This is a genomic window from Vibrio zhugei (assembly GCF_003716875.1).
Lineage (GTDB): Bacteria > Pseudomonadota > Gammaproteobacteria > Enterobacterales > Vibrionaceae > Vibrio > Vibrio zhugei.
This window is the reverse complement of the sequence record NZ_CP033078.1, coordinates 1,080,828-1,104,528: the sequence shown is the minus strand read 5'-3', so window position 1 is coordinate 1,104,528 and position 23,701 is coordinate 1,080,828. Positions and strand designations below refer to the sequence as shown.

The 23,701-nt window shown below is 45.0% G+C and carries 18 protein-coding genes; 5 read left to right on the top strand and 13 right to left on the bottom strand.

Features of this window, described 5'->3' with window-relative positions:
• Positions 1-31: 31 nt before the first annotated feature.
• A complete protein-coding gene (locus EAE30_RS10440) occupies positions 32-1,969 on the bottom strand; it encodes a putative bifunctional diguanylate cyclase/phosphodiesterase (protein WP_123015854.1) in 1,938 nt (645 codons plus the stop codon).
• A gap of 433 nt (positions 1,970-2,402) precedes the next feature.
• On the opposite strand from EAE30_RS10440, the gene EAE30_RS10435 reads away from it, so the two are divergent.
• Positions 2,403-2,906 carry a protein disulfide oxidoreductase gene (locus EAE30_RS10435; protein ID WP_164711827.1) on the top strand — a complete coding sequence of 168 codons (504 nt, stop codon included), beginning with the start codon at positions 2,403-2,405 and terminating at the stop codon, positions 2,904-2,906.
• A gap of 10 nt (positions 2,907-2,916) precedes the next feature.
• Here EAE30_RS10435 and EAE30_RS10430 read toward each other — a convergent pair whose 3' ends face one another.
• Complete coding sequence (locus EAE30_RS10430; protein ID WP_164711826.1) at positions 2,917-4,071, bottom strand: MHYT domain-containing protein; 1,155 nt, start codon at positions 4,069-4,071, stop codon at positions 2,917-2,919.
• Between the two features lie 482 nt (positions 4,072-4,553).
• On the opposite strand from EAE30_RS10430, the gene mqo reads away from it, so the two are divergent.
• Together mqo and EAE30_RS10420 are read left to right on the top strand one after the other, a co-directional pair.
• Positions 4,554-6,146, top strand: coding sequence for a malate dehydrogenase (quinone) (mqo, locus tag EAE30_RS10425; protein ID WP_123015851.1), 1,593 nt, complete (start codon positions 4,554-4,556; stop codon positions 6,144-6,146).
• A gap of 179 nt (positions 6,147-6,325) precedes the next feature.
• Complete coding sequence (locus EAE30_RS10420) at positions 6,326-7,423, top strand: NADH:flavin oxidoreductase/NADH oxidase (RefSeq protein WP_123015850.1); 1,098 nt, start codon at positions 6,326-6,328, stop codon at positions 7,421-7,423.
• Positions 7,424-7,478: 55 nt separating this feature from the next.
• Here EAE30_RS10420 and EAE30_RS10415 read toward each other — a convergent pair whose 3' ends face one another.
• The 7 genes from EAE30_RS10415 to EAE30_RS10385 all read right to left on the bottom strand — a co-directional run bounded on the left by EAE30_RS10415 (position 7,479) and on the right by EAE30_RS10385 (position 16,272).
• Positions 7,479-8,972, bottom strand: coding sequence for an EAL domain-containing protein (locus tag EAE30_RS10415; RefSeq protein ID WP_123015849.1), 1,494 nt, complete (start codon positions 8,970-8,972; stop codon positions 7,479-7,481).
• A 224-nt stretch (positions 8,973-9,196) separates the two neighbouring features.
• On the bottom strand, positions 9,197-9,862 hold the full coding sequence (locus EAE30_RS10410; protein WP_123015848.1) for a YiaD family glycine zipper/OmpA-like lipoprotein: 666 nt from the start codon (positions 9,860-9,862) through the stop codon (positions 9,197-9,199).
• A 234-nt stretch (positions 9,863-10,096) separates the two neighbouring features.
• The gene (gene folE2, locus EAE30_RS10405; protein WP_123015847.1) at positions 10,097-11,020 is read right to left on the bottom strand and encodes a GTP cyclohydrolase FolE2; all 924 of its coding nucleotides are present in this window, start codon (positions 11,018-11,020) and stop codon (positions 10,097-10,099) included.
• Between the two features lie 168 nt (positions 11,021-11,188).
• Complete coding sequence (gene glpD, locus EAE30_RS10400) at positions 11,189-12,745, bottom strand: glycerol-3-phosphate dehydrogenase (RefSeq protein WP_123015846.1); 1,557 nt, start codon at positions 12,743-12,745, stop codon at positions 11,189-11,191.
• Positions 12,746-12,930: 185 nt separating this feature from the next.
• Positions 12,931-13,701, bottom strand: coding sequence for a DeoR/GlpR family transcriptional regulator (locus EAE30_RS10395; protein WP_123015845.1), 771 nt, complete (start codon positions 13,699-13,701; stop codon positions 12,931-12,933).
• Positions 13,702-13,868: 167 nt separating this feature from the next.
• Complete coding sequence (gene glpK, locus EAE30_RS10390; RefSeq protein WP_123017333.1) at positions 13,869-15,389, bottom strand: glycerol kinase GlpK; 1,521 nt, start codon at positions 15,387-15,389, stop codon at positions 13,869-13,871.
• A gap of 28 nt (positions 15,390-15,417) precedes the next feature.
• Positions 15,418-16,272, bottom strand: a complete 855-nt coding sequence (locus EAE30_RS10385; RefSeq protein WP_123015844.1) for an MIP/aquaporin family protein — start codon at positions 16,270-16,272, stop codon at positions 15,418-15,420.
• Positions 16,273-16,642: 370 nt separating this feature from the next.
• On the opposite strand from EAE30_RS10385, the gene aphA reads away from it, so the two are divergent.
• Entirely contained in the window at positions 16,643-17,356 is a 714-nt protein-coding gene (aphA, locus tag EAE30_RS10380) for an acid phosphatase AphA (protein WP_241967756.1), read from the top strand.
• A 545-nt stretch (positions 17,357-17,901) separates the two neighbouring features.
• The gene (locus EAE30_RS10375; RefSeq protein WP_199287089.1) at positions 17,902-19,449 is read left to right on the top strand and encodes an alpha-N-arabinofuranosidase; all 1,548 of its coding nucleotides are present in this window, start codon (positions 17,902-17,904) and stop codon (positions 19,447-19,449) included.
• 131 nt (positions 19,450-19,580) lie between these two features.
• Here the strand turns inward: EAE30_RS10375 and EAE30_RS10370 are convergent, their stop codons facing one another.
• The 4 genes from EAE30_RS10370 to EAE30_RS10355 form a co-directional block, all read right to left on the bottom strand.
• The gene (locus tag EAE30_RS10370; RefSeq protein WP_123015843.1) at positions 19,581-20,279 is read right to left on the bottom strand and encodes an SDR family NAD(P)-dependent oxidoreductase; all 699 of its coding nucleotides are present in this window, start codon (positions 20,277-20,279) and stop codon (positions 19,581-19,583) included.
• A gap of 74 nt (positions 20,280-20,353) precedes the next feature.
• Complete coding sequence (locus EAE30_RS10365; protein WP_123015842.1) at positions 20,354-21,205, bottom strand: hypothetical protein; 852 nt, start codon at positions 21,203-21,205, stop codon at positions 20,354-20,356.
• A 349-nt stretch (positions 21,206-21,554) separates the two neighbouring features.
• Positions 21,555-22,073, bottom strand: a complete 519-nt coding sequence (locus EAE30_RS10360) for a cytochrome b/b6 domain-containing protein (protein ID WP_123015841.1) — start codon at positions 22,071-22,073, stop codon at positions 21,555-21,557.
• A 399-nt stretch (positions 22,074-22,472) separates the two neighbouring features.
• A complete protein-coding gene (locus tag EAE30_RS10355) occupies positions 22,473-23,663 on the bottom strand; it encodes a carbohydrate porin (protein ID WP_123015840.1) in 1,191 nt (396 codons plus the stop codon).
• Positions 23,664-23,701 lie beyond the last annotated feature (38 nt).

Sequence of the window (23,701 nt, the reverse complement as noted above, 5' to 3'; positions counted from 1 at the left end):
TTAGAGCAAAATTACCGTAGAGCGTGTTTCACTATGTCATATCACTGTAAATCAGTGGCTTTGATGCCCCATCAGACTTTTTTGCGGACGCTTGCTCGGCCAACAACGCCATCATCGCCTCAAATTCGACGGGTCGACTGCATAAATAGCCTTGATAATAATCAATCTCACTCTCGACCAGTAGATTCAATTGCTCAATGTACTCCACACCCTCGGCAATCACTTGACTATTAATCGCATGACTCATTTTTGTCACAGCCGAGACAATACTTTGATCTTTACTATCGGTCACAATGTGATCAATATAAGATTTATCGATTTTAATAAAATCAACGCTTAAATTTTTGAGCACTGAAATCGACGAAAATCCTGTCCCAAAATCATCAACCGAGATCATCACGCCTAGCGATTTCGCCTCAGTAATCACGTCCGAGATCTTATCGAGGTTCGTTATCATCGCAGTTTCAGTGATCTCTAAATGAATATTGCGCGTCGTAACACCAAACTGCTCAACCAAAAACTGTAGATAACTAATAAAGTTATCATCTTCTAACTGGATAACCGAGACATTAATCGACATCGACACCGTGGGATAATGTTCATTAATGACACTCAACGCCTTAATCGATGTTTTGAGAATAAATCGCCCTAAGTCGATAATCAAACCATGCTCTTCGGCAATACCGACAAACTCTTGCGGAGACACAAATTCGCCATCAAGTTTCCAGCGCACTAAGGCTTCAAAACCATGAATTTTTTTTGTATTAATATCAGTAATAGGTTGATACTGCATGAAAAAATCATTATTTATCAACGCTGTTTTCATAGTTTTCTGTAAAAAATGCTTGCGCCGACTTTGTTGGCTGATGGTGTCATCGTAACGCTTGATACGAATGCTTTTCTTCTTGCCTTCAAGCATGGCCAACTGGCTATGCTTGATTGCACTCTCGACTGGGGTGTGCGAACAGCACAGCGTATAGCCTAAGTGAAACGTCGGATTGAGACGCATATTTTGATATCGGATGGGAACAGATAGTTTTTCAATCAACTGATAAATAAACGCTTCTACCGCTCGTTTCGATTGGCACTGGATAAAGATATTAAATTCATCATTACTCCACCGACCAGACACCGTATCATAATATTTATCAATAGAGGCTAAACGCTGTCCAATTTCAATGAGAACATGATCGCCACATTCATAGCCGTACAGATTATTCACCAGATGAAATTTATCCAAATTAATATGAATAAACGCATGAATTAATTCGTCCGTATGCGAATTACTTTCACGAGCTAACTTTAATTGAGAAATAAAGCTGTACCGGTTAGATAACCCCGTCACCGCGTCTTTTTCCTCTAGCGTACTGATTTTTTCCGTACGCTTTTTCACTTCTCGTTCTAAATTCTCGACCAAAATGTCACGCTGATGCTGGCTATCAATCGACGACAAAATAAACGCCGCAGCACGTCGAGAACTAAAGCATAAGGCGCAACCATAGAGCAGCCCCATCCAGCCAATGTAAGCTAAATGTCCGCCATCTTTGATCATCATCATACTATAAGGGAAAACGGTAATGGCAGAGAAAGCAATGGCTGAACGTAAATCAGAAGACAGTAACGTCGCACTCCCCCCTGACATACCACAAAATACAATCAGCGTAATCATTTCCTGAAACATAGTGAAGGAGCCACGAAATAGATAAGGATAGATTGCCCAGGAAATACCCGCTAACACGACACCAGTAAAATGATAATCGAGTTTTTTAACCTGACTATTAGGGATAAAATAATGAACTGACAACCTGATTGTAGAAACTAAATAAATCAGCGCTAACCAAACGAGTTGGGATTTTTCTAATCCTTGATAAATACCACTCGAGACTATCAAAGTTGAAATAGCAATATTAACGAAGACAAGAAAAGGTAAAGTTGAGGAAAATACCCGCAGTCTTTCAGATTTATACATTGATCAATCCATATTTCCTATAACGTCGACGCGACAGCATTGATGAGTTAATCAACAAAACATCCATCTACGTGTGATAACGCTCATTATTATACATTACAATCCAGGAAACTGTGCCACAGACTCTCATCAATGAGAGTTCATAATGATATTTTCCGCACCAATGTATCATTTTTAAGACGAACGACATGGCAAAGGTTTGACCTTCATAGTGAAGAAATGAGGGTTCCTTCAGTACCGGTCAACAAACCATAAGTAATATTAAAGTTATCAAAAGAGGGTTGGTCTTAGCAGAACAAACCCGTACAATTCACCTCTTTTGAATGTTAAGAATACTATGTCTGTGCTCAGTCCCCTTACCGATAATCCTTTACTAATAAGTACCCTCTTGATTAGCGCTCTACTGGGCTGTTACGGCTTAAAACAAGCCATCATGCAACACGGATATCTCAAAAAAATCGTGTACTCTTGCGTGTTTTTCCTCTCTCTTATGAGCATCGGTATCGCGACAGATGCATGGCACGACAAAACGCTGCCCGTCACACAAAAAAAAATCGTCATGACCAACACCCAAGGCCAACAGGTGGACATTAAAGCACTCAGCCAACATCAACCAGTGACCTTATATTTTTGGGGATCATGGTGTAACAGCTGCCGGTTAGTGACTCCAAGTGTTCGTTGGTTAAGTCATCAATACCCCACCATCGGGATTGCGGTCATGTCAGGTGACAATGAGCACATGCGTCAATACCTTGATTCGCACCGTCCTGACTATTGGATTGTCAACGACCCGAACAAACGAATTAGTCATCAATGGCAAGTGTCAAAAGCCCCCACCATCCTCATTATTTATAAAAACAAAGTCCGCTTTGTGACTCAAGGACTGGTCAGCCCGATCGGACTTTGGCTCAGAGATTGGTTAGCCAAACATTCGTAAGCAACCTGATTTATTCGCTGGTGTGCTGTAATCGTCTCAATACAATATAGAAACACCCTTCTTGGCGGTGAGCGACAGGCGTTACAGTAAATTCACATGCAATGCTGTCACCAGTACACGCTTTGACCGAGGTCTGCTGGCTCAACCCGTTGTCCGCTGCCGTTTGTGTAGGGTAAAGTGTTCGATTCAATTGAAAATCCGGCATCAATTCATTAATTGACAGTGGTAGAGTGTCGGTTTCACCATAAGCAAATAACGTTTTCGCGGCCTCATTCATATGGGAGATGCCCCCTTCTGGGTCGACAATCACCACACCATCAGAAAAGCCATCGATGATATTTTTTTCCTTCTTCCAACGCACATCTTCATCGTCCTCAACGGTTATCGGGGTCACACTACCCACACGATAAAACAATTTATGCCCGACAATTAACGTAGCAAGAATAGATAAAATCAGCAGCGCCATCACTGTCATGGCGTATAGGGGAACATGAGGCATCCCATTGACTTCCTCGCGATGATACACATCGATCGATTGCAATACCGTATAAGGAAAGCTGAAAATCGCGAGACCGAATAAGCTTGAGATAACAACGCGTCTCACTCGGTCGATGCTTTTCGTTCTGTGGTGCAATTTCACTAAAAAGAGCGAAATACCACAGAGCAAGAATGTGGGCACGAATGACCAAAACAATAATTTAGGATAGAACACCACCTGACCCTCGATATCCAAAGCCCAATGAGCCACCAGCATCATCGCCGCTAAGCCACAAGTAAACGAGAAGGCACTTAATACGACTTCCGATAACGTAAAGCTGAGAGACTTAAGAATACCAAACCCTATCCACCCTCCCACTAACGCAGGAACTAAAGAAAGTAAGATATATTCAATATGAAATTCACTATCAATGGGCAGCTGCAGTGCCAGTATGCCTAAATAGAAACACCCCCAACCGCCAATACTAAACAGCGTACTGCTGTAGGCTTGCCAGCGCCTAAGAGAGCGTGATTGTTTGTCATGCCAACTGTTTTCAACCACCGACATGCATAGATAGGTAGTAAGAAGTGCAATAACGAAAGCCAGCACAATCATAGTCTGAGAATAACTTTTCTCTATTAACTCATAATGTGCCACATCAAACGACGAGCTATGCCAAGCGGTCATAACCATTTCTCCATGAAAAGCTCAACCGAATCATCGAGCACTTGTTAATCTTATTTAACTATAACACATTCTTCATTGTTAACTTTGAAGAGGTTACTGAAGCAGATCAGTGACGTAGCGTACGGATGGACGCCCAAGGATACCCGCCTACCCCGTAGACCATTCATACTCACTTTATGTAAACTTTATACTGAGATACAGTATTTTCGTGAGCTAATCGGCGGTTTTATGTAAAAACAAGTCAACAATTGATAAAAACTTGTTACACAAACCAGTGATGGTATATTGAGTTTGTCTTGTTATTTTACGACGTAATTTTAGATAATTCGACGACGTCACTTCATCGACATACGCTGCTACCTGCTATCTACCCTGAAGACGTCACTGCGCGAGTTATGTGCGCCTTAGTGAGGTTTTGCTGTGAGTGTGATGAAGTGCATTGAGAACGAGTTAACTACTCACAAGTTAGGATGTTACTTCTCATGAAAAAAGAATCTGGTCACAACGGAATGAACCAGCGTAACTCTGAGATCCTTGAGCAACCAATTGATGTCGTTCTTATCGGGGGCGGTATAATGAGTGCGACTCTCGGTACCTTTCTGCACCAATTGGAACCCAATTGGAATATACAATTGTTTGAACGCATGAGTGACATTGCTGAAGAAAGTTCAAATGGTTGGAATAACGCTGGAACTGGGCACTCTGCTTTAGCGGAAATGAATTACACGCCAGAGCAAAGTAATGGTGAAATTAATACAGATAAAGCCACCAACATTTACGAGCAATTTCAATTGTCGCGTCAATTTTGGGCGTATTTAGTCAATCAAGGTATTATTCAATCGCCGCAATCCTTCATTAATAGCGTTCCTCATATGAGTTTCGTTTGGGGAGAAGAGAACGTACGCTTCTTACGTAAACGGTATCAAGCACTGCAACGCAATCCATTGTTTGATGGTATGGCGTACTCGGAAGATTATGATCAAATCAAATCTTGGGTACCGATTATCATGAAGGATCGTGATCCCTCTCAACCGATTGCGGCAACACGGATGCGCATCGGTACCGATGTCAACTTTGGTGCCTTAACTCACTCAATGCTCGACTATCTGCAACAGTCTGAGCACTTTCAATGCACGACCAATCACGAAGTCAAAGCGCTCTCACAAAATGCGCAAGGCCATTGGGCGATTACTGTCTATGACCGAGACAAACAGACCACCAAGACGGTGACGGCAAAGTTCGTCTTCATAGGTGCTGGCGGGGCTTCATTAACCTTGTTGCAAAAATCCGGTATTCCGGAAGCGAAGCAATATGGTGGCTTCCCTGTCGGAGGGCAATTCCTCGTCACTGATAACCCAGAACTGGTCAGCCAACACGCCGCCAAGGTGTATGGTAAAGCCTCGGTGGGAGCCCCACCCATGTCCGTCCCGCATTTAGACACACGGGTCATTGATGGTAAACGGTATTTACTCTTCGGGCCTTTTGCGAGTTTTTCCAGTAAGTTCTTGAAAAACAGTTCGCTTTGGGACTTATTTTCATCAGTAAACCCTTCGAATGTCTTACCGATGGCGCAAGTCGGATTCAAGAACTTCGATTTGGTGAAATATTTAATGTCACAACTGCGACAAAGTAATAGCGACAGGTTAAATGCCCTAAAAGATTTCTTCCCGAACGCCAAACCGGAAGATTGGTCATTATGGCAAGCGGGACAACGTGTCCAAATTATTAAAAAAGAAGCCGATTCGGGTGGGCAGCTGCGCCTAGGAACCGAACTTGTCACCTCGCAGGATCGTAGTATTACGGCATTGTTAGGAGCCTCTCCAGGCGCTTCAACCTCTGCTTCGATCATGCTGAACTTATTACAAACGTGTTTTGCAGATAAAATGGCGACGCCTGAGTGGCAAGAGAAGGTGAGACAAATGATCCCATCTCACGGACAAAGCCTGAAAGACAATCCAAGCTTGCATCACGAAATATTACTGAGTACCAGCAAAACTCTGCAACTTGAGCATCACCTACTCGATAAAGAGAGTGAACCGGTTGACATTCTTAATGAAGAATCGCACTTCGCCTAATCTCTTGCTCCAACACAATACAGCCCAGCTTCTGGGCTGTATTTTTGTCTTATCCACTTTGAGCAAGCATTCATCACCCGCACGTTAAACCTCTTGCATTGACCCCACATGCTAGGTGTAAAATGGATGTTACATATTATTTGTGATGTTAATCACATTTTATTTTCAAGGAGACTCTCATGGCAACGTTATTTAGCCCACTCAACGTAGGCTCCATCACGCTCAACAATCGCATCATTATTGCGCCTATGTGCATGTATTCGGCCCAACAAGGCGTTGTGCAACCATGGCATCATCAGCATTATGGTATGCTCGCCCAATCCGGTGCCGGTCTGTTGATTGTCGAGGCAAGTGCCATTTCTTCTGAGGGACGAATTTCCTATGCCGACTCTGGCATTTATAACTCGAAGTGTGAACAAGCATGGCGAGACGTCGTCGATGACGTTCATCGCTATTCTGACATCCCAATGGTGATGCAAATCGGCCATGCTGGACGCAAAGCTTCCACCGATTTACCATGGAATGGTGGCGCGCCAATTGCTCCTGTACAGGAAAACGGTTGGCAAACGATCGCGCCTAGTGCCTTGCCCTATGCAGAGCAAGACCCTCTTCCGCGAGCTATGACAGAACAAGACATTGAACAGCTGATTTCCCAGTTTGTTCAGGCGGCCCAGCGTGCTTATCAAGCCGGTTTTGCTGGCGTAGAAATTCATGCGGCTCACGGCTACTTGCTCCATCAATTTCTGTCACCGCTCAGCAACCAACGTACCGACATCTATGGCGGTTCACTTGATAACCGCATGCGCCTAACGTTAGCGGTTTATGATGCGATTAAAGCTGCCCTACCGGCTGATTTCGTGATTGGGATCCGTATTAGTGCCAGTGATTGGGCCGAAGGTGGCTGGGATATTGAGCAAAGCATCGCTTTATCCAAAGCGTTAGATGCTCGTGGATGTGATTACATGCACGTCTCAAGTGCTGGATTAACCTCACAACAACGCATTGACGTCGGCCCTAACTATCAAGTGGGCTTCGCAGAAGACATCAAACAACATGTCGATATGCCGGTGATTGCTGTTGGCTTGATTACTGAACCGCAACAGGCCGAAGACATCGTATCCGGAGGCCAAGCCGATGCGATTGCCCTCGCGCGTGGCATTCTATATGACCCACGCTGGCCGTGGCATGCTGCTGCTGAACTCGGAGCAACAGTGCAAGCCGCGCCTCAATATTTACGCTGTCAACCACATGGACTGACTTCATTACTCACTCAGTAATGTGGCCCCATCATGCTGGACTCCTGTCCAGCATGATGTTGCGTTTACCCACGCATCATATCAACCACTCATTCAAAAAATCATTGACCGGTATGGGTTTACTAAAGAGATACCCTTGGTAGTAATCCACGCCCGACTCTTGCAGATAGGTAAACTGCTGATGATTTTCCACGCCCACCGCGACACTCGGTATTTTCAAACGCTTCGCTAAATCCAACACATGACGAATCGCCTCCTGGTAGACACTGTGACTCCCAATTAACTCGATAAATTTTTGGTCAAGCTTTATATAATCGACTGCAAACATTTGCATGTAAAATAAGCTAGCATTGCCAACGCCAAAATTATCAATCGCAAACCGTACCCCTAATTGGTAAAGCTCCTGATAGACGGTATACACACTTTCGCTGTTAATCACGGGCTCTCTTTCGGTTAATTCAAGAATAAGATGAATGCGTTTATTATTCATTGCCTGAATAAAACGCTGACAGTCAGTAATAATGTGCCGATTCAAGAGCTGCTGTGCGGATAAATTAAACGATAAATGAAAATCATGCGTTTGTGTTCTCATGTGCGGCGTGAGTTTGGCAATCACTTGAGTAAATAACGTCGAAGACAACAGTGAGGCAAGATTGGCTTTTTCAAGCAACTCGATAAATTCAACGGGAGGAATCACCCCATACTGGCGGTGATGCCAACGAACAAGGACTTCACCGTAAATGACACGATGCTGGCTATCCATTATCGGCTGTACATACGCTTTAAACTCTCCCTGCTCAATCCCGAGTTTTATCTCTTTTGCTAACCAATCAGAGTTTAATAACATGCGATAATAGCAACGAGCAATCAGCCAAGGGAGCGTAATGAGACACAATAAGGCGACCATCAGCTCAACATAGTTATGCTCAAACATGTCCAGGTATTGAAATGTCGCAATGAACACGTAAGGATAACGTGGCGACGCGACCACTAAGCGCTCCAATGACGAACCTGTTTCATTGGCCATATGATTGATGGACTGATTCCGAGTAAAAGACATCTCAAGATGAACATACGTCGGCGCCACGGCCAAACGTTCTAAAAAATACCGTAAATTCAATTCAACGACGGTATCTGCATCAGGACGATAATAGAGCACGTTTGGTAGTGAATAGCCGTTCGAAAAACCCAACACTTGAGAATCCGCTAGCATTAAGACAGGTTGGGAGTCATTGCCATTAAGCGAACTGCAGTAACCAGAGGGCGTTTTCACTTCGATAGCCAGACTGCTAGGGATGTGTAAGGCTTGCGACGCCATCATCTGACGCAGTTGTCGACAAGGTAATGAACGATATCGCTTGAGCTGCACTGCCATATCATCAATGGAAGTAAAGATGCCATCAAAATGATGAATCGTTGTCACTGCTTTCTGGTGTGCTTGAGCTGTTATCTCACTGCGTAACCAAAAAAACAGACCACTCATTGTAATCAATACGCCAATAACAAAGACAACCACTACTCGCCACTGAGCTTGCTTATAACGGATAGCCTGATATGTTTGACCTGCCACTGCTCACTCCCTGATTGCCATAAAGGCCCTGTTATTCCAGTTATCACCTAAAGAGTGTAGAGGTAACTCTGCGCATTCTCCTGAAAATTTGTCTATTTACGTGACTCAGCACTTCAATCGATAGGAGCATGTGACACAACGTTTAAGGGCTGCATTTATTGGCAGCCCTTGAGTCGGTATGAGTTTGGAACAAAGTGGGATCACTTCATCTGATGAGCGATGATTTATTTCGGCTCTATAGAAATTTCAACACGGCGGTTACACTGACGACCTTGCGCGGTGCTGTTATCACAGATAGGTTGTGTTTCACCACGACCTTGTACCGTCATTCGAGATGAAGACACGTTTTGACCTGATAAGTACGCTTTTACAGAGCTGGCACGTTTTAAAGACAAGTTCTGGTTATAAGCGGCACTTCCCGTGCTGTCCGTATGGCCAACAATCGATAAACGCGTTTTAGGGTATTCCACTAGAATTTTAGCGACACCATTGAGCGTATTGTAGATACTTGGTGCCAGATTCGAGGAATCGGAGGCAAAGCCAATGCCGTTTTGCATCACAAGAACCAGTTTATTTTCATTCACCCGTTTCACCTGAACACCCGAGTTCATCAGCTCTTTACGCAGCGCCGATTCTTGACGATCCAAGTAGTATCCAGTACCAGCGCCGACAGCAGCACCACCCGCTAGACCCACAAGAGCATGTTGACGACGTTCTGTCGCATCGCTGCCTGTAGCCAAGCCTGTCAGCGCCCCTGCGAATGCGCCAATTAAAGCGCCTTTTGTGGTGGAGTTAGTTTCTTGCTCTCCCGTTGTCGCGTTCTGGCGTTGTGTCGCTTCACAACCAGAGAGCCCCACGACAATCATCATTAACAACACACATTTTTTCATAACTATTCCTATTCACTGCCTCGGGTTCGAATTCATAATACCATAAGTAAAAATAGCCATTATCATAATGGCCATTCACTTCTATTATGTAAACACCGCTTCTCAATTAAGTGAGTTTTTTGTCAAGCCTGTATCAATATCCGCACACATTAAATAGTAAATCAACAGGTTAGAACGCTAGGTTAAGCCTCAATGGCACTGTCGTATTTACATACAGGTACCGATCTCCATTGTTTACTCTCTCGATATCCCATGCGATTTGCGTCCTATGGCAACTGCATTGTGAGCATGCAAACTTTCTTGGTGTTCGATTTTAAACCAATAGTCACTAAGATCAGCCATCGCCGATAAAGCGTGCTTAACTTTGCGAGCCGCATCTTCACAAAACATGAGATTCTGCCCATTTAAACGTGCAAATTCTTGTTCATCTTCGCGCTTCACCATGGTTTGTACCGGTGTACCAAGCGCTTGCTCAACCTCACCAATAAGGCTCGCAAAATCAGGGCAGCATAACCGGTCCCAGTAGAGGTGAATGTAGGCAAATGAGCGTTGACTGTGCGGCGTCGCAATACTGCCTTGCGGTGAAGTGACCCAAGCAAGCAGCGCCTCTTTATTAATCGCCGCGGTGGCAAATTGATCATCAATTGCCTCAGCAAGTAATTGACGGGATAAAGAGGCGGAGCACGGACACGTGCTCGAATAGGGAATATGCAAGATGGCTTCCGTCTGCCATTGACCATGATGGAAGCTCACATTGAATGCAAGAGAATAGGTTTGATACCCCACTTGTCCGCTCAGTAGTGCTGCCTTTTGCATGGGAAAATCGAATGTCAACTCCAAGCGGGCATCATCACTGACCCCCTCTTGAGAAGACACCATGTGTCGTAGAAACGCCTCAATCCGTTCGACGGTCAGCGTTTGCTGAGTCAGTTGCTGGTGTAACAAACGATACAAACGTGACATATGAATGCCCTTTTCATCCGGTGAATCCAAACTGACATACACGTTAGCACTCGAGGTCACGGGCGTAATGATGGATTCTGAATGCCTTACAAAACAGGGAAGAGATACCGCCGACATCCCGACCCATTGTAGGTTCGCGGGAATCGCGGCTTTTTCGGTGTGAATGACATCGGGAAGAGCGAGATGATGGTTCATAGTGTGTCCACAAGAAAAGATAAAATATTGTTATGTTATAACATAACTAAAAACCAGTTCCAATCACTCCAGACGTCCCCGTTTGTTGATCATAAAAAAAAGCCCAAACCGAGGTTTGAGCTTTTTCGCCTGTTGAGTCACGCACAATAAACGTGCAAATTGGTCATACTAGCCGGCTTGTGACAACGGGAAACCGGAATGCTCTGGTTGACTATTGGCAATCACCTGCTTGATATAGGCATCGACTTCCGCTTGTTGCGAGTCATCCAAATACAAGCCCAGCTTACTGCGGCGCCATAATGCATCTGTCCCGGTTTTTACAAATTCTTTGGCAATCATATAATCAATTTCACTTTGATAAACGCCTTCTGCAAATACACGGCCCATGTCGGCTTCGCTTGATTTTCCATCTAATATCGCCCAGCTATACGTGCCATATTGATTGACATAGCGAAATGCCGTTTCTTCAGAGAGCCATGGATACTGACTGCAAATCGATTGGGTCAACTGATCCCGTGAACAACTAAATTCACCACCAGGCAGAGCTTGAGTGGCTGTCCAAGGTTGTCCCATCTGTGGGAAAAATGTCGCTAGTTTTTTCATAGCCGACTCCGCAAGTTTACGATAAGTCGTCAATTTTCCACCAAAAATGGTTAACGCTGGCGCCTGATTGTGGGTTTGTTCAAGCTCCAAGGTGTAATCGCGCGTAATGGCTTGAGGGGAATCGGATTCATCATCACACAGCGGGCGAACCCCACTGTATGACCACACAATGTCACTCCGCTCTAATCGTTTAACAAAGTGTTGATTCACCACATCCAATAAATAGTCGATCTCTGTTTCCGTAATGGTCACTTCACGCGGGTCGCCTTTATATTCTTGGTCAGTCGTCCCAACGATGGAGAACTTATCCAAGTATGGAATGACAAAAACGATACGGTTATCTTTATTCTGTAAAATATAGGCTTGCGGATCATCATGTAAACGCGGCACCACTAAATGAGAGCCTTGGATCAGACGAACGCCACGCGGAGCCGGTGTGTGAATGGCGGTATCGTAGAATTGTTTTACCCATGGACCCGCGGCATTGACTAACGCGTGCGCTTGGCGAGTAAAGCGCTCGCCCGTATTCTGATCTAATACCGTAACTTCCCATAATTCACCGACTCGCTCGGCTTTTTCGACCAAACAATAGTTACGAGTCTCGGCGCCATTCTCATTGGCTTGCATCACATTTAACAGTGTCATACGAGCATCGTCGACCCAACAGTCTGAGTATTCAAAACCGATTTTCATTTCTGGTTTCATATAGCCGGTTTTACTCAAATCAACCTTATGGCTAGAAGGCAGGGTGGAACGCTTACCGAGATGATCATATAAGAACAGTCCGCAACGAATCATCCATGCAGGACGTAAAAAAGGACGATGAGGCAAACGAAAGCGCATAGGAAATGCAATATGAGGCGCTTTTTTCAATAAGACTTCCCGCTCCGCTAACGCCTCAGACACTAAACGAAACTCATAGTGCTCGAGGTAGCGTAACCCCCCATGGATCAATTTTGAACTGGCTGATGAGGTCGCCGAAGCAAAGTCATTCGCTTCATATAATCCCACGGTTAGCCCACGACCTGAGGCATCAGCAGCGATTCCGGCACCGTTAATTCCACCGCCGACGATGATGATATCGAGCACATTATTTGCTGATTCTGATGTGTAATTCTTCATAACCAAACCTTGAAAATAGGTGAGAAAATATTCATTAACGTGTTAATAAACACCTTAACTCAACTTTCGTTTATGATCATTAATTATTTTCGTTTATGTTCGTTTGTGTGATTTGAGCACAAAAAAAGCACCATTCCAACATTAGGAACCGTGCTTGTTATAAAAATGAAACAGTTTTGTAGTGTTTATAGCGATGACGCAACCTGAAGTGGGATGTCATGTTCTTTCAGAATCGAGACGATGCCTTCTGGCGGGGTTTGGTTGGTAATCAACATATCAATCTGCGCTATATTTCCCAATTTGACCATGGCGTTTCGACCAAATTTGCTATGGTCAACGGCTAAGTAGACACGACGGCTATTTTCAATAATCGCCTGCTTAACGCGCACTTCATGGTAATCAAAATCCAATAGTGAACCATCAAAATCAATGCCGCTGATCCCTAAGATGCCGAAATCTAAACGAAATTGTTGAATAAAATCTAAGGTTGCTTCTCCGACAATGCCACCGTCTCTGTCACGCACTTCACCCCCCGCCAAAATCACCGTCATTTCTGGATTGCTCAGTAAAATGCTTGCCACATTTAAGTTGTTGGTCACAATGCGTAATCTTTTATGTTGTTTATTTAACTCATGGGCAACGGCTTCTGGAGTGGTACCGATGTCAATAAACAATGTCGCCCCATCAGGGATATGCTGAGCAACTTCTGCAGCGATAAGGTCTTTCTCATCGAGATTCTGCGATTTACGCGTTAAATACGAGGTGTTTTCAGAGCTCAGTGGTGTGGTTGCTCCACCGTGATAGCGACGAATCAGATTTTCATTTGCCAGTTCATTCAAATCTCGTCGGATGGTCTGAGGGCTGACGTTAAACCGTTCCACCAATTCTTCAGTACTGATATAACCTTGGTTTTTCACCAGTTCAATAATCTTTTGATGCCGAGGTAGTTGCTTCACTATGACTCCCTACTTGATTGTATCCCGATACCGCCACTGGCGTATTAAGCGGATATTTTGCGTCAATTTTCACCATTATAGAAGTAAAACTGACATTCAATAGCCGAACCAATAAAAAGAGTGCTCATTCGAGCACTCTTAAATCGGTCATGGTGTTAGCGTATCAACTATTCATCGTCTTCTGCATGCAGTTCTGCCCATACCTGTGCACATTTCACTGCTCGCTTCCAACCTTTGTAACGACGGTTACGTTTTTCTTCGTCATGATGTGGCGTAAATTGGCGCTCAATCGTCGCTTTATTACGTACTTCTTCAATGCTATCCCAAAAACCAACCGCCAAGCCAGCTAAGTAAGCGGAGCCCAAGGCCGTCACTTCCGTGACCTCTGGACGTAATACTTCCGTATCTAACACGTCAGATTGGAATTGCATCAAGAAATCGTTCGCCACAGCGCCACCGTCGACTTTCAGCGCTGCCAAACGAATCCCTGAATCGGCTTGCATTGCATCCAGTACATCGCGTGTTTGATACGCAATACTTTCCAATGTTGCACGAACAATGTGCGATGAATTGACACCCCGCGTTAATCCCACAATCGTACCGCGTGCGTAAGCGTCCCAGTAGGGAGCCCCTAATCCAGTAAACGCCGGCACCACATAAACACCATTCGAGGTGTCAACTTTGGTCGCAAAGTATTCTGAGTCCATCGCGTCATCAATCAGTTTCATTTCATCGCGCAGCCACTGAATCGCAGCCCCACCCATGAAGACCGCCCCTTCTAAGGCGTAAACGGGCTCACCTTTAGGGCCACATGCTAACGTAGTAAGCAATCCATGCGATGACGACACCTTCTCTTGCCCTGTGTTCATTAATAAGAAACACCCTGTACCGTAGGTATTTTTAGCTTCCCCAGGTTCCACACACATTTGACCAAATAAGGCCGCTTGCTGGTCACCTGCTATCCCAGCAATTGGAATCCGCGTTCCGCCTTTACCACCAATGTTGGTTTGGCCGTACACTTCTGACGAGGTGCGAACTTCTGGCATCATACAAGCGGGGACACCCAGTTCATCCAACAGTTTTTGATCCCAGCATTTGTCATTAATATTAAATAACATGGTACGTGATGCATTGGTATAGTCAGTAACATGCACACGGCCCTGAGTCATTTTCCAGACAAGCCATGTATCGACAGTACCAAATAGCAGCTTACCTGCTTCCGCGTCTTCACGGGCACCCTCAACATTATCAAGAATCCATTTGATTTTAGTACCTGAGAAATAAGGGTCGATCAACAAACCTGTCGCTTCACGAACATACTCATCTAAGCCTCGCTCTTTGAGCTCTTCACAAATTTCTGCCGTGCGGCGACATTGCCAAACAATGGCGTTATAAACAGGCTTACCCGTTTCTTTATTCCAAACAATGGTGGTTTCACGTTGGTTAGTGATCCCAACCCCAGCAATTTGATCACTGCGAATCCCCGATTGACCCAGTACTTCCACCAATACAGAACTTTGTGTTGCATAGATTTCTAATGCGTCATGCTCAACCCACCCTGCCTGAGGATAAATTTGAGTAAATTCTCGCTGCGCAGTGCTAACGATATTGGAATCATGATCCAGAATAACTGCACGAGAGCTGGTTGTGCCTTGGTCAAGAGCAACAATGTATTTTTGATCAGTCATGTTAAAATCCTTGTTATATTCTTTTATCTCAAGCATGCGCTTGTTCATTTTCTTCTACTGTTTCACATTGGTTTGGAATGGTGCAACCATGGCCTTGTTGTGGCAAATAGGTTGCGATCACTTTCGGGTATAACCAGCCGCCGAAGCATGCCCCAGCAATCGGTCCTAAAATCGGTACAATGAAATAAGGGATATCTTTTGCGCCTGTTAAGGCGTAATCCCAGCCGGCCAAGTAAGCAAACAACTTAGGACCAAAGTCACGCGCAGGGTTCATTGCAAATCCTGTCAATGGACCTAACGAGCCACCGATAACAGCAATAACGATACCAATCAGCAAAGGCGCAACAGGTCCGCGCGGCGCGCCATTGTGCTCATCACCTAACGCCAGTATCGCAAACATCAATACCGCCGTAATCGTAAACTCAACAAAGAATGCCCCACCAAAAGATAAGAGAGGATTAGGGTAGGTAGAAAATATTCCCGCCGTTGCTAAAGCCGCCTCACTACTGCGAGCAATATTATGGGTCACTTCATATTGCGTAAACAGCGGAGAGTAAAGCGCATAAACTAATGCCGCTGAGCAAAATGCACCAGCCAGCTGAGAGAGGATATAGGGAATGACTTTCGCCTTATTGAAACCGTGAAAGGCCGTTAACGCAATGGTCACTGCTGGATTGAGGTGTGCACCAGACACCCCAGCCGTACAATAGATCGCCACAGCCACACCGAAGCCCCAGATAATACTGATCTCCCACTGACCAAACTGCGCGCCGGTCAACACGGCTGCCGCCACGCAACCGACACCGAAAAAGATCAGTAATCCCGTACCAATAAATTCGGCAATGCATTGCCCTATCAAAGTATGTCGTTTGTTCGTATCCATGTTCAGTCCTTATTGTTATCATCGCTATTCACTACAATGTTGTCGCTATTTTGCATGAATAAACGTTTACGAAAACAAACAATCATAATAAATGAGCGTTCGAACATAAAAATATAAACAAAACGTAGCAAAAATGTTAAATACCACACATCTCGCTCATTTCCTAGTCGACGTTTTCCTATTGGTCAAAAGAAACATCACCAAAGAAAGACGTTCATCCAATGATTCCTCATATAAATCTCGCGGATGTCAAAAAAGTTTCAAATAGACTGGTGTATAATCCCCAGCTTGGACTTTGCGAGCAGGCTCAAGGTTCTCTTGGCGGTGTGTTCGTAGATGAAGGTATTGTTTGATTGAAAAGGATGACATTTTGCGTCACATAGCATTGACAAGCGCAGCACTACTCAGTTGTGCTCTAATACATACAGCGGCCCACGCCGATCCAAAAACACCTGGTACACACACAGGCTATTCCACCGTAGAACTGCTTAACGATGGCATTCCGAACGATCTCAACATGGTATCAGTGGCCGATCTGAAAAAAGAGTTGGCCGGTAAGCCGCCGATGGCGGTAGGATTTGATATTGATGACACGACCCTGTTTAGCTCACCGGTGTTCTATCGTGGCCAGCAAGAGTTTTCACCCAATGGGTACAGTTATCTAACCAATCAAAAATTCTGGGACAAAGCGAATTGTGGTTGGGATAAATTCAGTATGCCAAAGCACATTGCCCAACAGCTTATCGCTATGCATCAGAAACGTGGCGATGACATTTACTTTATAACAGGGCGAACTGGCTCAAAATGTCATTTCACAACGACATACATCCAGAAAACTTTCCATATTACGCATATGCATGATGTGATTTTTGCTGGCTCAAGCCACGATGTATACACTAAAACACCATACATCAAAAAACACCATATCAAGATTTACTATGGCGATGCGGATGGCGATATCATCTCTGCGCGCAATGCCGGAGCCGAAGGGATTCGTGTGATGCGTGCGGCCAACTCAAGCTACAAACCCGTCCCCAAAAATGGTATTTACGGTGAACGCGTACTAAAAAATTCTCAGTTCTAAAACGAACAAAACACAGACCTGAGCAATGTGAGCAGGTCTGTGTTTGTTAATGTGTTGGTTATCTCTATTGTGCGATGAAAGCGCGAACAGTTATGCATAACCCGCAACAGTAAATGCAACCATGGCAACCAGTAAGAAAATCAGTTTCATTGTTCCTCTCCTCTTGTTACATCAATGTCATTCATGACGCCCGTATTCATCCGTTGAGCGTAATATAGTCAAAGCAATCACCGATTTTCGTGATCATCGAAACATATCTCATGGCAAACGCAACTATCGAACGTTCTATTGATCTAGGCTAAAAAATCTCGCCCTTTTCTTCCCACAAAAACCTTGTCACCGAACAACTTCGTCCTATGGTGTGGCGTCCACTGCGTCATTGCGTTGCCATACGCTTGTGGCTTCAATCTCCATGACAACCCCCTCTAACGCGTTGAATCGCAATATATGAAAATAATTGTTTATTTATCTGTATATTTATTGACCTCAAAAGAACGATGCCATTAGTATTTTGATACTGGATAACAATCATAAAATGGAACTGAATGGGGTATTACATGAAAGCGAGCATCACCGCACACAAAGACTTTACCGTTGCCAACATTGATCCACGCTTATATGGATCGTTTATCGAACATCTTGGTCGTGCGATTTACACGGGGATCTATGAGCCGGACCACCCCAGCGCAGATGAGCAAGGCTTTCGGCAAGATGTCATTGAATTAATCAAGGAAATCGATGTGCCGGTGACGCGATACCCCGGGGGTAATTTCGTCTCGTCATACAATTGGGAAGACGGCATTGGCCCTAAGGAAAATCGCCCAACACGTTTGGATCTTGCATGGCATACCTCTGAAAATAACGCTGTCGGGATTCATGAGTTTGCCAACTGGGCTGAAAAAGTCGGGACCGAAATGATGCTCGCGGTCAACTTGGGCTCTCGTGGTCTAGATGAAGCTCGATCATTTTTAGAGTACGTCAATCACCCCGGTGGATCGTATTGGTCCGATTTACGCAAACACAATGGCCGAGAAGACCCTTGGAACGTGAAGCTATGGTGCCTAGGTAATGAAATGGATGGGCCATGGCAGATTGGTCAGAAAACGGCGGACGAATACGGTCGCCTCGCCTTTGAAACAGCCAAAGCAATGCGTGCCTTTGATAAGAACATCGAACTGGTGGTATGTGGATCATCCAGTCCAATGATGGACAGCTACCCCGACTGGGAAAGCACCGTGCTCGATTATACTTATGACACCGTCGACTACATTTCTCTGCACATGTATTTTGAGAATAACTCTCTGCACATGTATTTTGAGAATAACGATAGCAACGCGACACACTATTTAGCCAAAGCGGAACAACTTGAGCACTACATTGAAACCGTAGCAGCCGTGATCAAAACCACCAAAGCCAAAAAACGCTCCGATCATGATGTTTTTATTTCCTTTGATGAGTGGAATGTCTGGTATCACTCACGAGAGCAAGACAAAGCGATACTCGAAGGCGCCGATGGCTGGCCGCAGGCACCGGCGCTATTAGAAGACATTTACGATTTTGCCGATACGTTACAAGTCGCGTGTATTTTGAATACCTTTATTCGCCACTCTGACGTCGTCAAAATCGGTTGTATGGCGCAGCTTGTCAATGTCATTGCCCCGATCATGACTGTCGAAGGTGGCCCAGCTTGGCGTCAAACGATTTTCTATCCGTATATGTATGCGTCACGCTACGGCCGAGGTACAGCGCTCAACCTCGCAGTCAACTGTGAACGCTACGATACGGATTTTGCAACTCAAGTACCTTATCTCGATGTGTCATGTGTGCAGTCTGATGATGATGGTTCACTGGCTTTCTTTATCGTCAATCGTCATGCCAGCGAAGAGATAGAGTTTGATATTGCGCTGGAAGGCTTTGAACATCATACCGTGATAGAAGATAAAGTGATCAGCGGCTACGACCTCTCGCAAACCAATAGTCCACAGGCAGAAACTGTCATACCTCAAGAGGGGACACGTATTTCCCTTGTTGATCAGCGACTGAATGCCACAATCGAACCATTAAGTTACCGAATGATACGCCTCTCTCTATAACCCTCATCGATACTGGCCTAGCAACTGGGCCAGTATGACTCTTTGTGCACATCCTTCTCCAGCGGTTAGGTTAGGCTATGCTGCGCTTTGTGCCGTACGGTGAATTTATGACATAAATTGGAATGTCAGCGCTACCAAGGAAGTCGGCTCTCGTCCTCTAAATCAATAAAATCACGTGTGCAAAATGCATTGTCTTCTACCAAGTTCACCAGTTTTTGCGCTGAAGCTTCAGGCGATAGACAAGCATCACTCGCGGCCATTTTCGTCAGTAAGCGCCCAGGATGCACACTGACAACCTTTATACGGGATTCTTCGAGTTCGTCCGCCAAACACAAAGTCAGCATATTTTGCGCAGCTTTACTGATCCTGTAGGCATAAGAACATCCTGAGCCTTTCGCGGCTAGCTGGGACTGCATGGTCAAAGAACCACGCCGAGAGCTGATATTAATAATCATGGCGGATTGATTGCGCAGCAGTGCTGCCAAACTGCCTTTTACCGTTGATAGTACTCCGACGCAATTGGTATCAAACGTGCGGCGTAAATCCCCCGTGGTTGTCGATGTTAACGTCGGCGCTTTGGCGCCTACCCCTGCATTATTGATGACAACATCCAACGTCACCGACCGTAACCAATCATTCAACCGAGCTTCATACCCGTCGCTGACAACATCCTCGACCAAAATACATGCATTAGGAAAGCACAACAGCAAAACCTCTCTGGATGCCTCAGAACGAACCACCAAATACAGTGCATATCCAGAGTGGGAAAACGCGTGTGCTAAAGCAAGACCGTAACCACGATTCGCCCCCGTGATTAAAATCCTTTTCATCGGTGAGTCTCCAAATCAATCCAATATGTCAATGTCACTATGACCGCAAAAGGTCATTGTCTTGGCCAGTATTTCTACCAGCTTGATAGCCAATCGCCGATATTTTTTGCACCCAATAATAGGCTAGTCACGATACTATCTAAATTAACGGTTAAATCAGTAACCACCAATTTCGCCTGAAATAACGAGGTTACCGCAAATATAATCGTGAGCCACATAGTAATGCTAGAGCGTTTTCGTTCCGTCGCATCGCGTTGTAGATTTTCCAGTGTCGTCAGCGCATTCCCTCGGATTCTACACTCAGATTCACTAACTAAATCAATATCTTCTGATTCATCTAATGAGTGCATCACCAAGATCGTTGCCTGCTTTATTCTGGGGTACTGAGGATGCAGTATGGCGTACATTCCATAAATTTGATTTAAAATTCTAGAGACATCGATGGTTTGCGTGTGATTGCTTTCAGAGAGATCCACCACCGCTTTCAATACGCGGCTGCGATCAGGTCGGTCATACTTGGTTCTAAGGTGCAAGAATTTTGGCAGTGCAAACTTACACCGCGAATATTTCGACTGTAGCTTGTAGAAGTGGGTCGCCTCATGGATAAGAAAATCAAACGCGGACTGATAAGTATGCGTCACCAAGCCATGATAATGATGAATAGTAAAGTTCATGCTTTTCAGCTTTGTTAAATCTAATCGCCGGCGGCCTTCATGAATTCTCTTTTCTTCATTCCAGACAAGTACTTTTAACTTTTTGCCATTATCCACCACACTTTCAGCGAGATACGTTCCATCATTATCCGTTACGTACACATGGTAGCAATTAACGTGTTGGCCTTCTTCTCCAGAACGAGGCACGGAATCCGGAGCGGGGAGCGCTAATGCCTTTGCCAGTTCATGAATAAAAATCCTATCTAGCACCATGTTTTCTGCTCCCTATGTGTATGGTTTCATTTCTCTATGTCCTTGAAAATACCTTATTTCACTCATACTGCCAATGGATAATAACCAGTATTCCCCCGTCACAAAATCCATAGCAGAGTCTCTGGCAAGGATAACAGTGCTCAGTGTGAGAACATCATCGCGCGTGCTAAATACGTTGATAGAATAACCAATAATCAGAAGCGCATACGTCAGACACGAGGAGGGCAATCCCCTCCTCGCCGATTAAGGCTTAGCTCGATTGACCTTGCATGCTTGCCGATAAAGACTTTGATAGACCCCTTCGATGAAGCCAAGCCAATAGCTTGAGAGCAATTGCACCCACTTCCCATCATTTATGGATTTTTTGCGTCGGTAGCATGCTACGAAGATACGACCGCCCGGTTAAACGACTCATGCCCCACACAGCAAGAATATGAATGCAAACACAGGTGAAGGTGACATTGACGGTAATAACATGCACCGAGTGAAGCCAGTCCATCTCAGAAAAGTGCGGATTTTCCATCAAATAACCGGAAAGGCCCGTTACCAATAACCCACTCCACATACACCAAATCATGATGGCCCCTGCTGGATTATGCCCTTGATGTTCATCTCGCCGCGTCGTGACGACCTCATTAAGATGAGCGACCGCTTTCGAAAACGAAGGTAAAAATTGGCTCAGTCGTGCTGGAGAGCGAGTCACCCCCCCCCACAGCAATCGCACGACCACCAGCCCAACAATGGTGTAGCCAACCCACTGATGAAGCGAACTGCCCGCTTTGGTAACAAAATAATTAATCAAAAACAGTATCGCGACGCTCCAGTGCGTCAACTTTACGATGCGATCCCATTGCGTAGTGTTCGTCATACTCAGCCTCTCAGGTTAGTCTTGATATACATCATTTATCCTTATCCAGCCCATCCTTCTAATACTGGAAAGGTGAGAAATAGTGATGCTCAAGACCAATCTAATGACCTTAACTTAAGATTAACTTAACGACGTTTGTCTCGCATGCGGGAATGAGTACCCACGCCTATCTCATGCGATAACGTTGCGGGGGCTGCTCAGGCAGCACGGTAAGAGAGGTCGTTGCCTGCGTTACCTCACACGGCATGACGATAAGCTTCATCGTCATCATACGAGACAATGACAACAACAAAAAAACAGCGGTCAAGACACAAGAGTGCTTGACCACTGAATAGAGCGATAGATGAGCGAAATGGGGATTCACTCATCTATCATTGCGTACTCACGGCTTAGGAGTACTTACCACCACGCTTCAAACATAGCCCCGACAGTGACTGTGTCTAAACGGCTGGATTGCATATCCCCTGTGGTCGAGTCAAAACCGATATACTCGTTATCTGCACGACCGACAGTGGTGTAAAAACGTAACATTGGACGAGCCCATGTCTGGGATCCGATGGCGATATTCTGTGAAAACGTGACTTTCCAAGACGAGTTTTTCGCGTCGATATGTCGATAGTCGACCACGTTGTAACCCCCTTCAATCCATGTAGAATTCATCGAATCCCAAGCATAAGTGGAACGAAGAATGACGTTATAGTTGGAACGGTCGTTATCGTCTGCCACGTCTAAATATTGATAGGCGGCTAAATATTGTAAGCCAAGTCTTTCAGAAAAATTCACCACCCCGTTATAACTGACCAACCACGCCTCTTCATCTTCTACAAGATCAAAGACACTGTCTTTGGCATTATTAGAGTAGCGGAATAACAACTGCTGTCCGTTCATGTAGAGATCCGCGGCAAGCTGATAAGCCTTGGTGTCATAAAAAGCTTCATCTTCGACCTTTTTGGACGCAAAACCGTAGTTGGCATAAAAAGAGAGGGCGGCCGAATCAAATAAGCTTATTCCATGAAGTTTAGAGGTAATCCCATATCGACCATTGTCGCCAACCATATCTCCCTGAACTTGCGCAATGCCGCCCATATCGAGCTTAACGCCACCTAAGTCCAAGTTATAGAAACCACCACCTTGGCCATCGTGTGTCATCCAAAAATAGTCATTGAGATCAGTTTGTGGTCGTTGATGGAAATCACGCCCTGCCCATACTCGTAACTCGGGCTGTGATGCGATGAAATTCGTTACACTGGCATACGCCTTTTTCAATTTTACTCCACCGGTCTCAGCCCATGATTCGTCAGAATAATGATCAAACATGACAACCACATCCCAGTTCGCTCCTTGCTCATTGGTAAAGGTTCTCGATAGACTGAATTCGCCACCATTATTTTCATTACCAAGGCGTCCAGTTGCATTTCCGTTGAGAGCCCCTGCCGTGGTGACTAATTTTTCATCATCCCCTTGGAATGCACCGCCGTAACGAGCGTACCCCGTAAAATTAAAACCTTCGACGTTCGCAGCCAGTGTCGCGGTGGATATAAATGGTGTGCTCATAGCAATACAAGCAGTAATTAAATTTAACGTTTTCATCTTTCATACCTATTATTGGGAATTAATTATTCCCGAAT

Bases quoted from the DNA above. Each gene is read 5' to 3' on its own strand.
- EAE30_RS10440 (WP_123015854.1), bottom strand. From the start codon at position 1,969: ATGTATAAATCTGAAAGACTGCGGGTATTTTCCTCAACTTTACCTTTT.
- EAE30_RS10435 (WP_164711827.1), top strand. From the start codon at position 2,403: ATGCAACACGGATATCTCAAAAAAATCGTGTACTCTTGCGTGTTTTTC.
- EAE30_RS10430 (WP_164711826.1), bottom strand. From the start codon at position 4,071: ATGACCGCTTGGCATAGCTCGTCGTTTGATGTGGCACATTATGAGTTA.
- mqo (WP_123015851.1), top strand. From the start codon at position 4,554: ATGAAAAAAGAATCTGGTCACAACGGAATGAACCAGCGTAACTCTGAG.
- EAE30_RS10420 (WP_123015850.1), top strand. From the start codon at position 6,326: ATGGCAACGTTATTTAGCCCACTCAACGTAGGCTCCATCACGCTCAAC.
- EAE30_RS10410 (WP_123015848.1), bottom strand. From the start codon at position 9,862: ATGAAAAAATGTGTGTTGTTAATGATGATTGTCGTGGGGCTCTCTGGT.
- folE2 (WP_123015847.1), bottom strand. From the start codon at position 11,020: ATGAACCATCATCTCGCTCTTCCCGATGTCATTCACACCGAAAAAGCC.
- glpD (WP_123015846.1), bottom strand. From the start codon at position 12,745: ATGAAGAATTACACATCAGAATCAGCAAATAATGTGCTCGATATCATC.
- glpK (WP_123017333.1), bottom strand. From the start codon at position 15,389: ATGACTGATCAAAAATACATTGTTGCTCTTGACCAAGGCACAACCAGC.
- EAE30_RS10385 (WP_123015844.1), bottom strand. From the start codon at position 16,272: ATGGATACGAACAAACGACATACTTTGATAGGGCAATGCATTGCCGAA.
- EAE30_RS10375 (WP_199287089.1), top strand. From the start codon at position 17,902: ATGGGGTATTACATGAAAGCGAGCATCACCGCACACAAAGACTTTACC.
- EAE30_RS10370 (WP_123015843.1), bottom strand. From the start codon at position 20,279: ATGAAAAGGATTTTAATCACGGGGGCGAATCGTGGTTACGGTCTTGCT.
- EAE30_RS10365 (WP_123015842.1), bottom strand. From the start codon at position 21,205: ATGGTGCTAGATAGGATTTTTATTCATGAACTGGCAAAGGCATTAGCG.
- EAE30_RS10360 (WP_123015841.1), bottom strand. From the start codon at position 22,073: ATGACGAACACTACGCAATGGGATCGCATCGTAAAGTTGACGCACTGG.
- EAE30_RS10355 (WP_123015840.1), bottom strand. From the start codon at position 23,663: ATGAAAACGTTAAATTTAATTACTGCTTGTATTGCTATGAGCACACCA.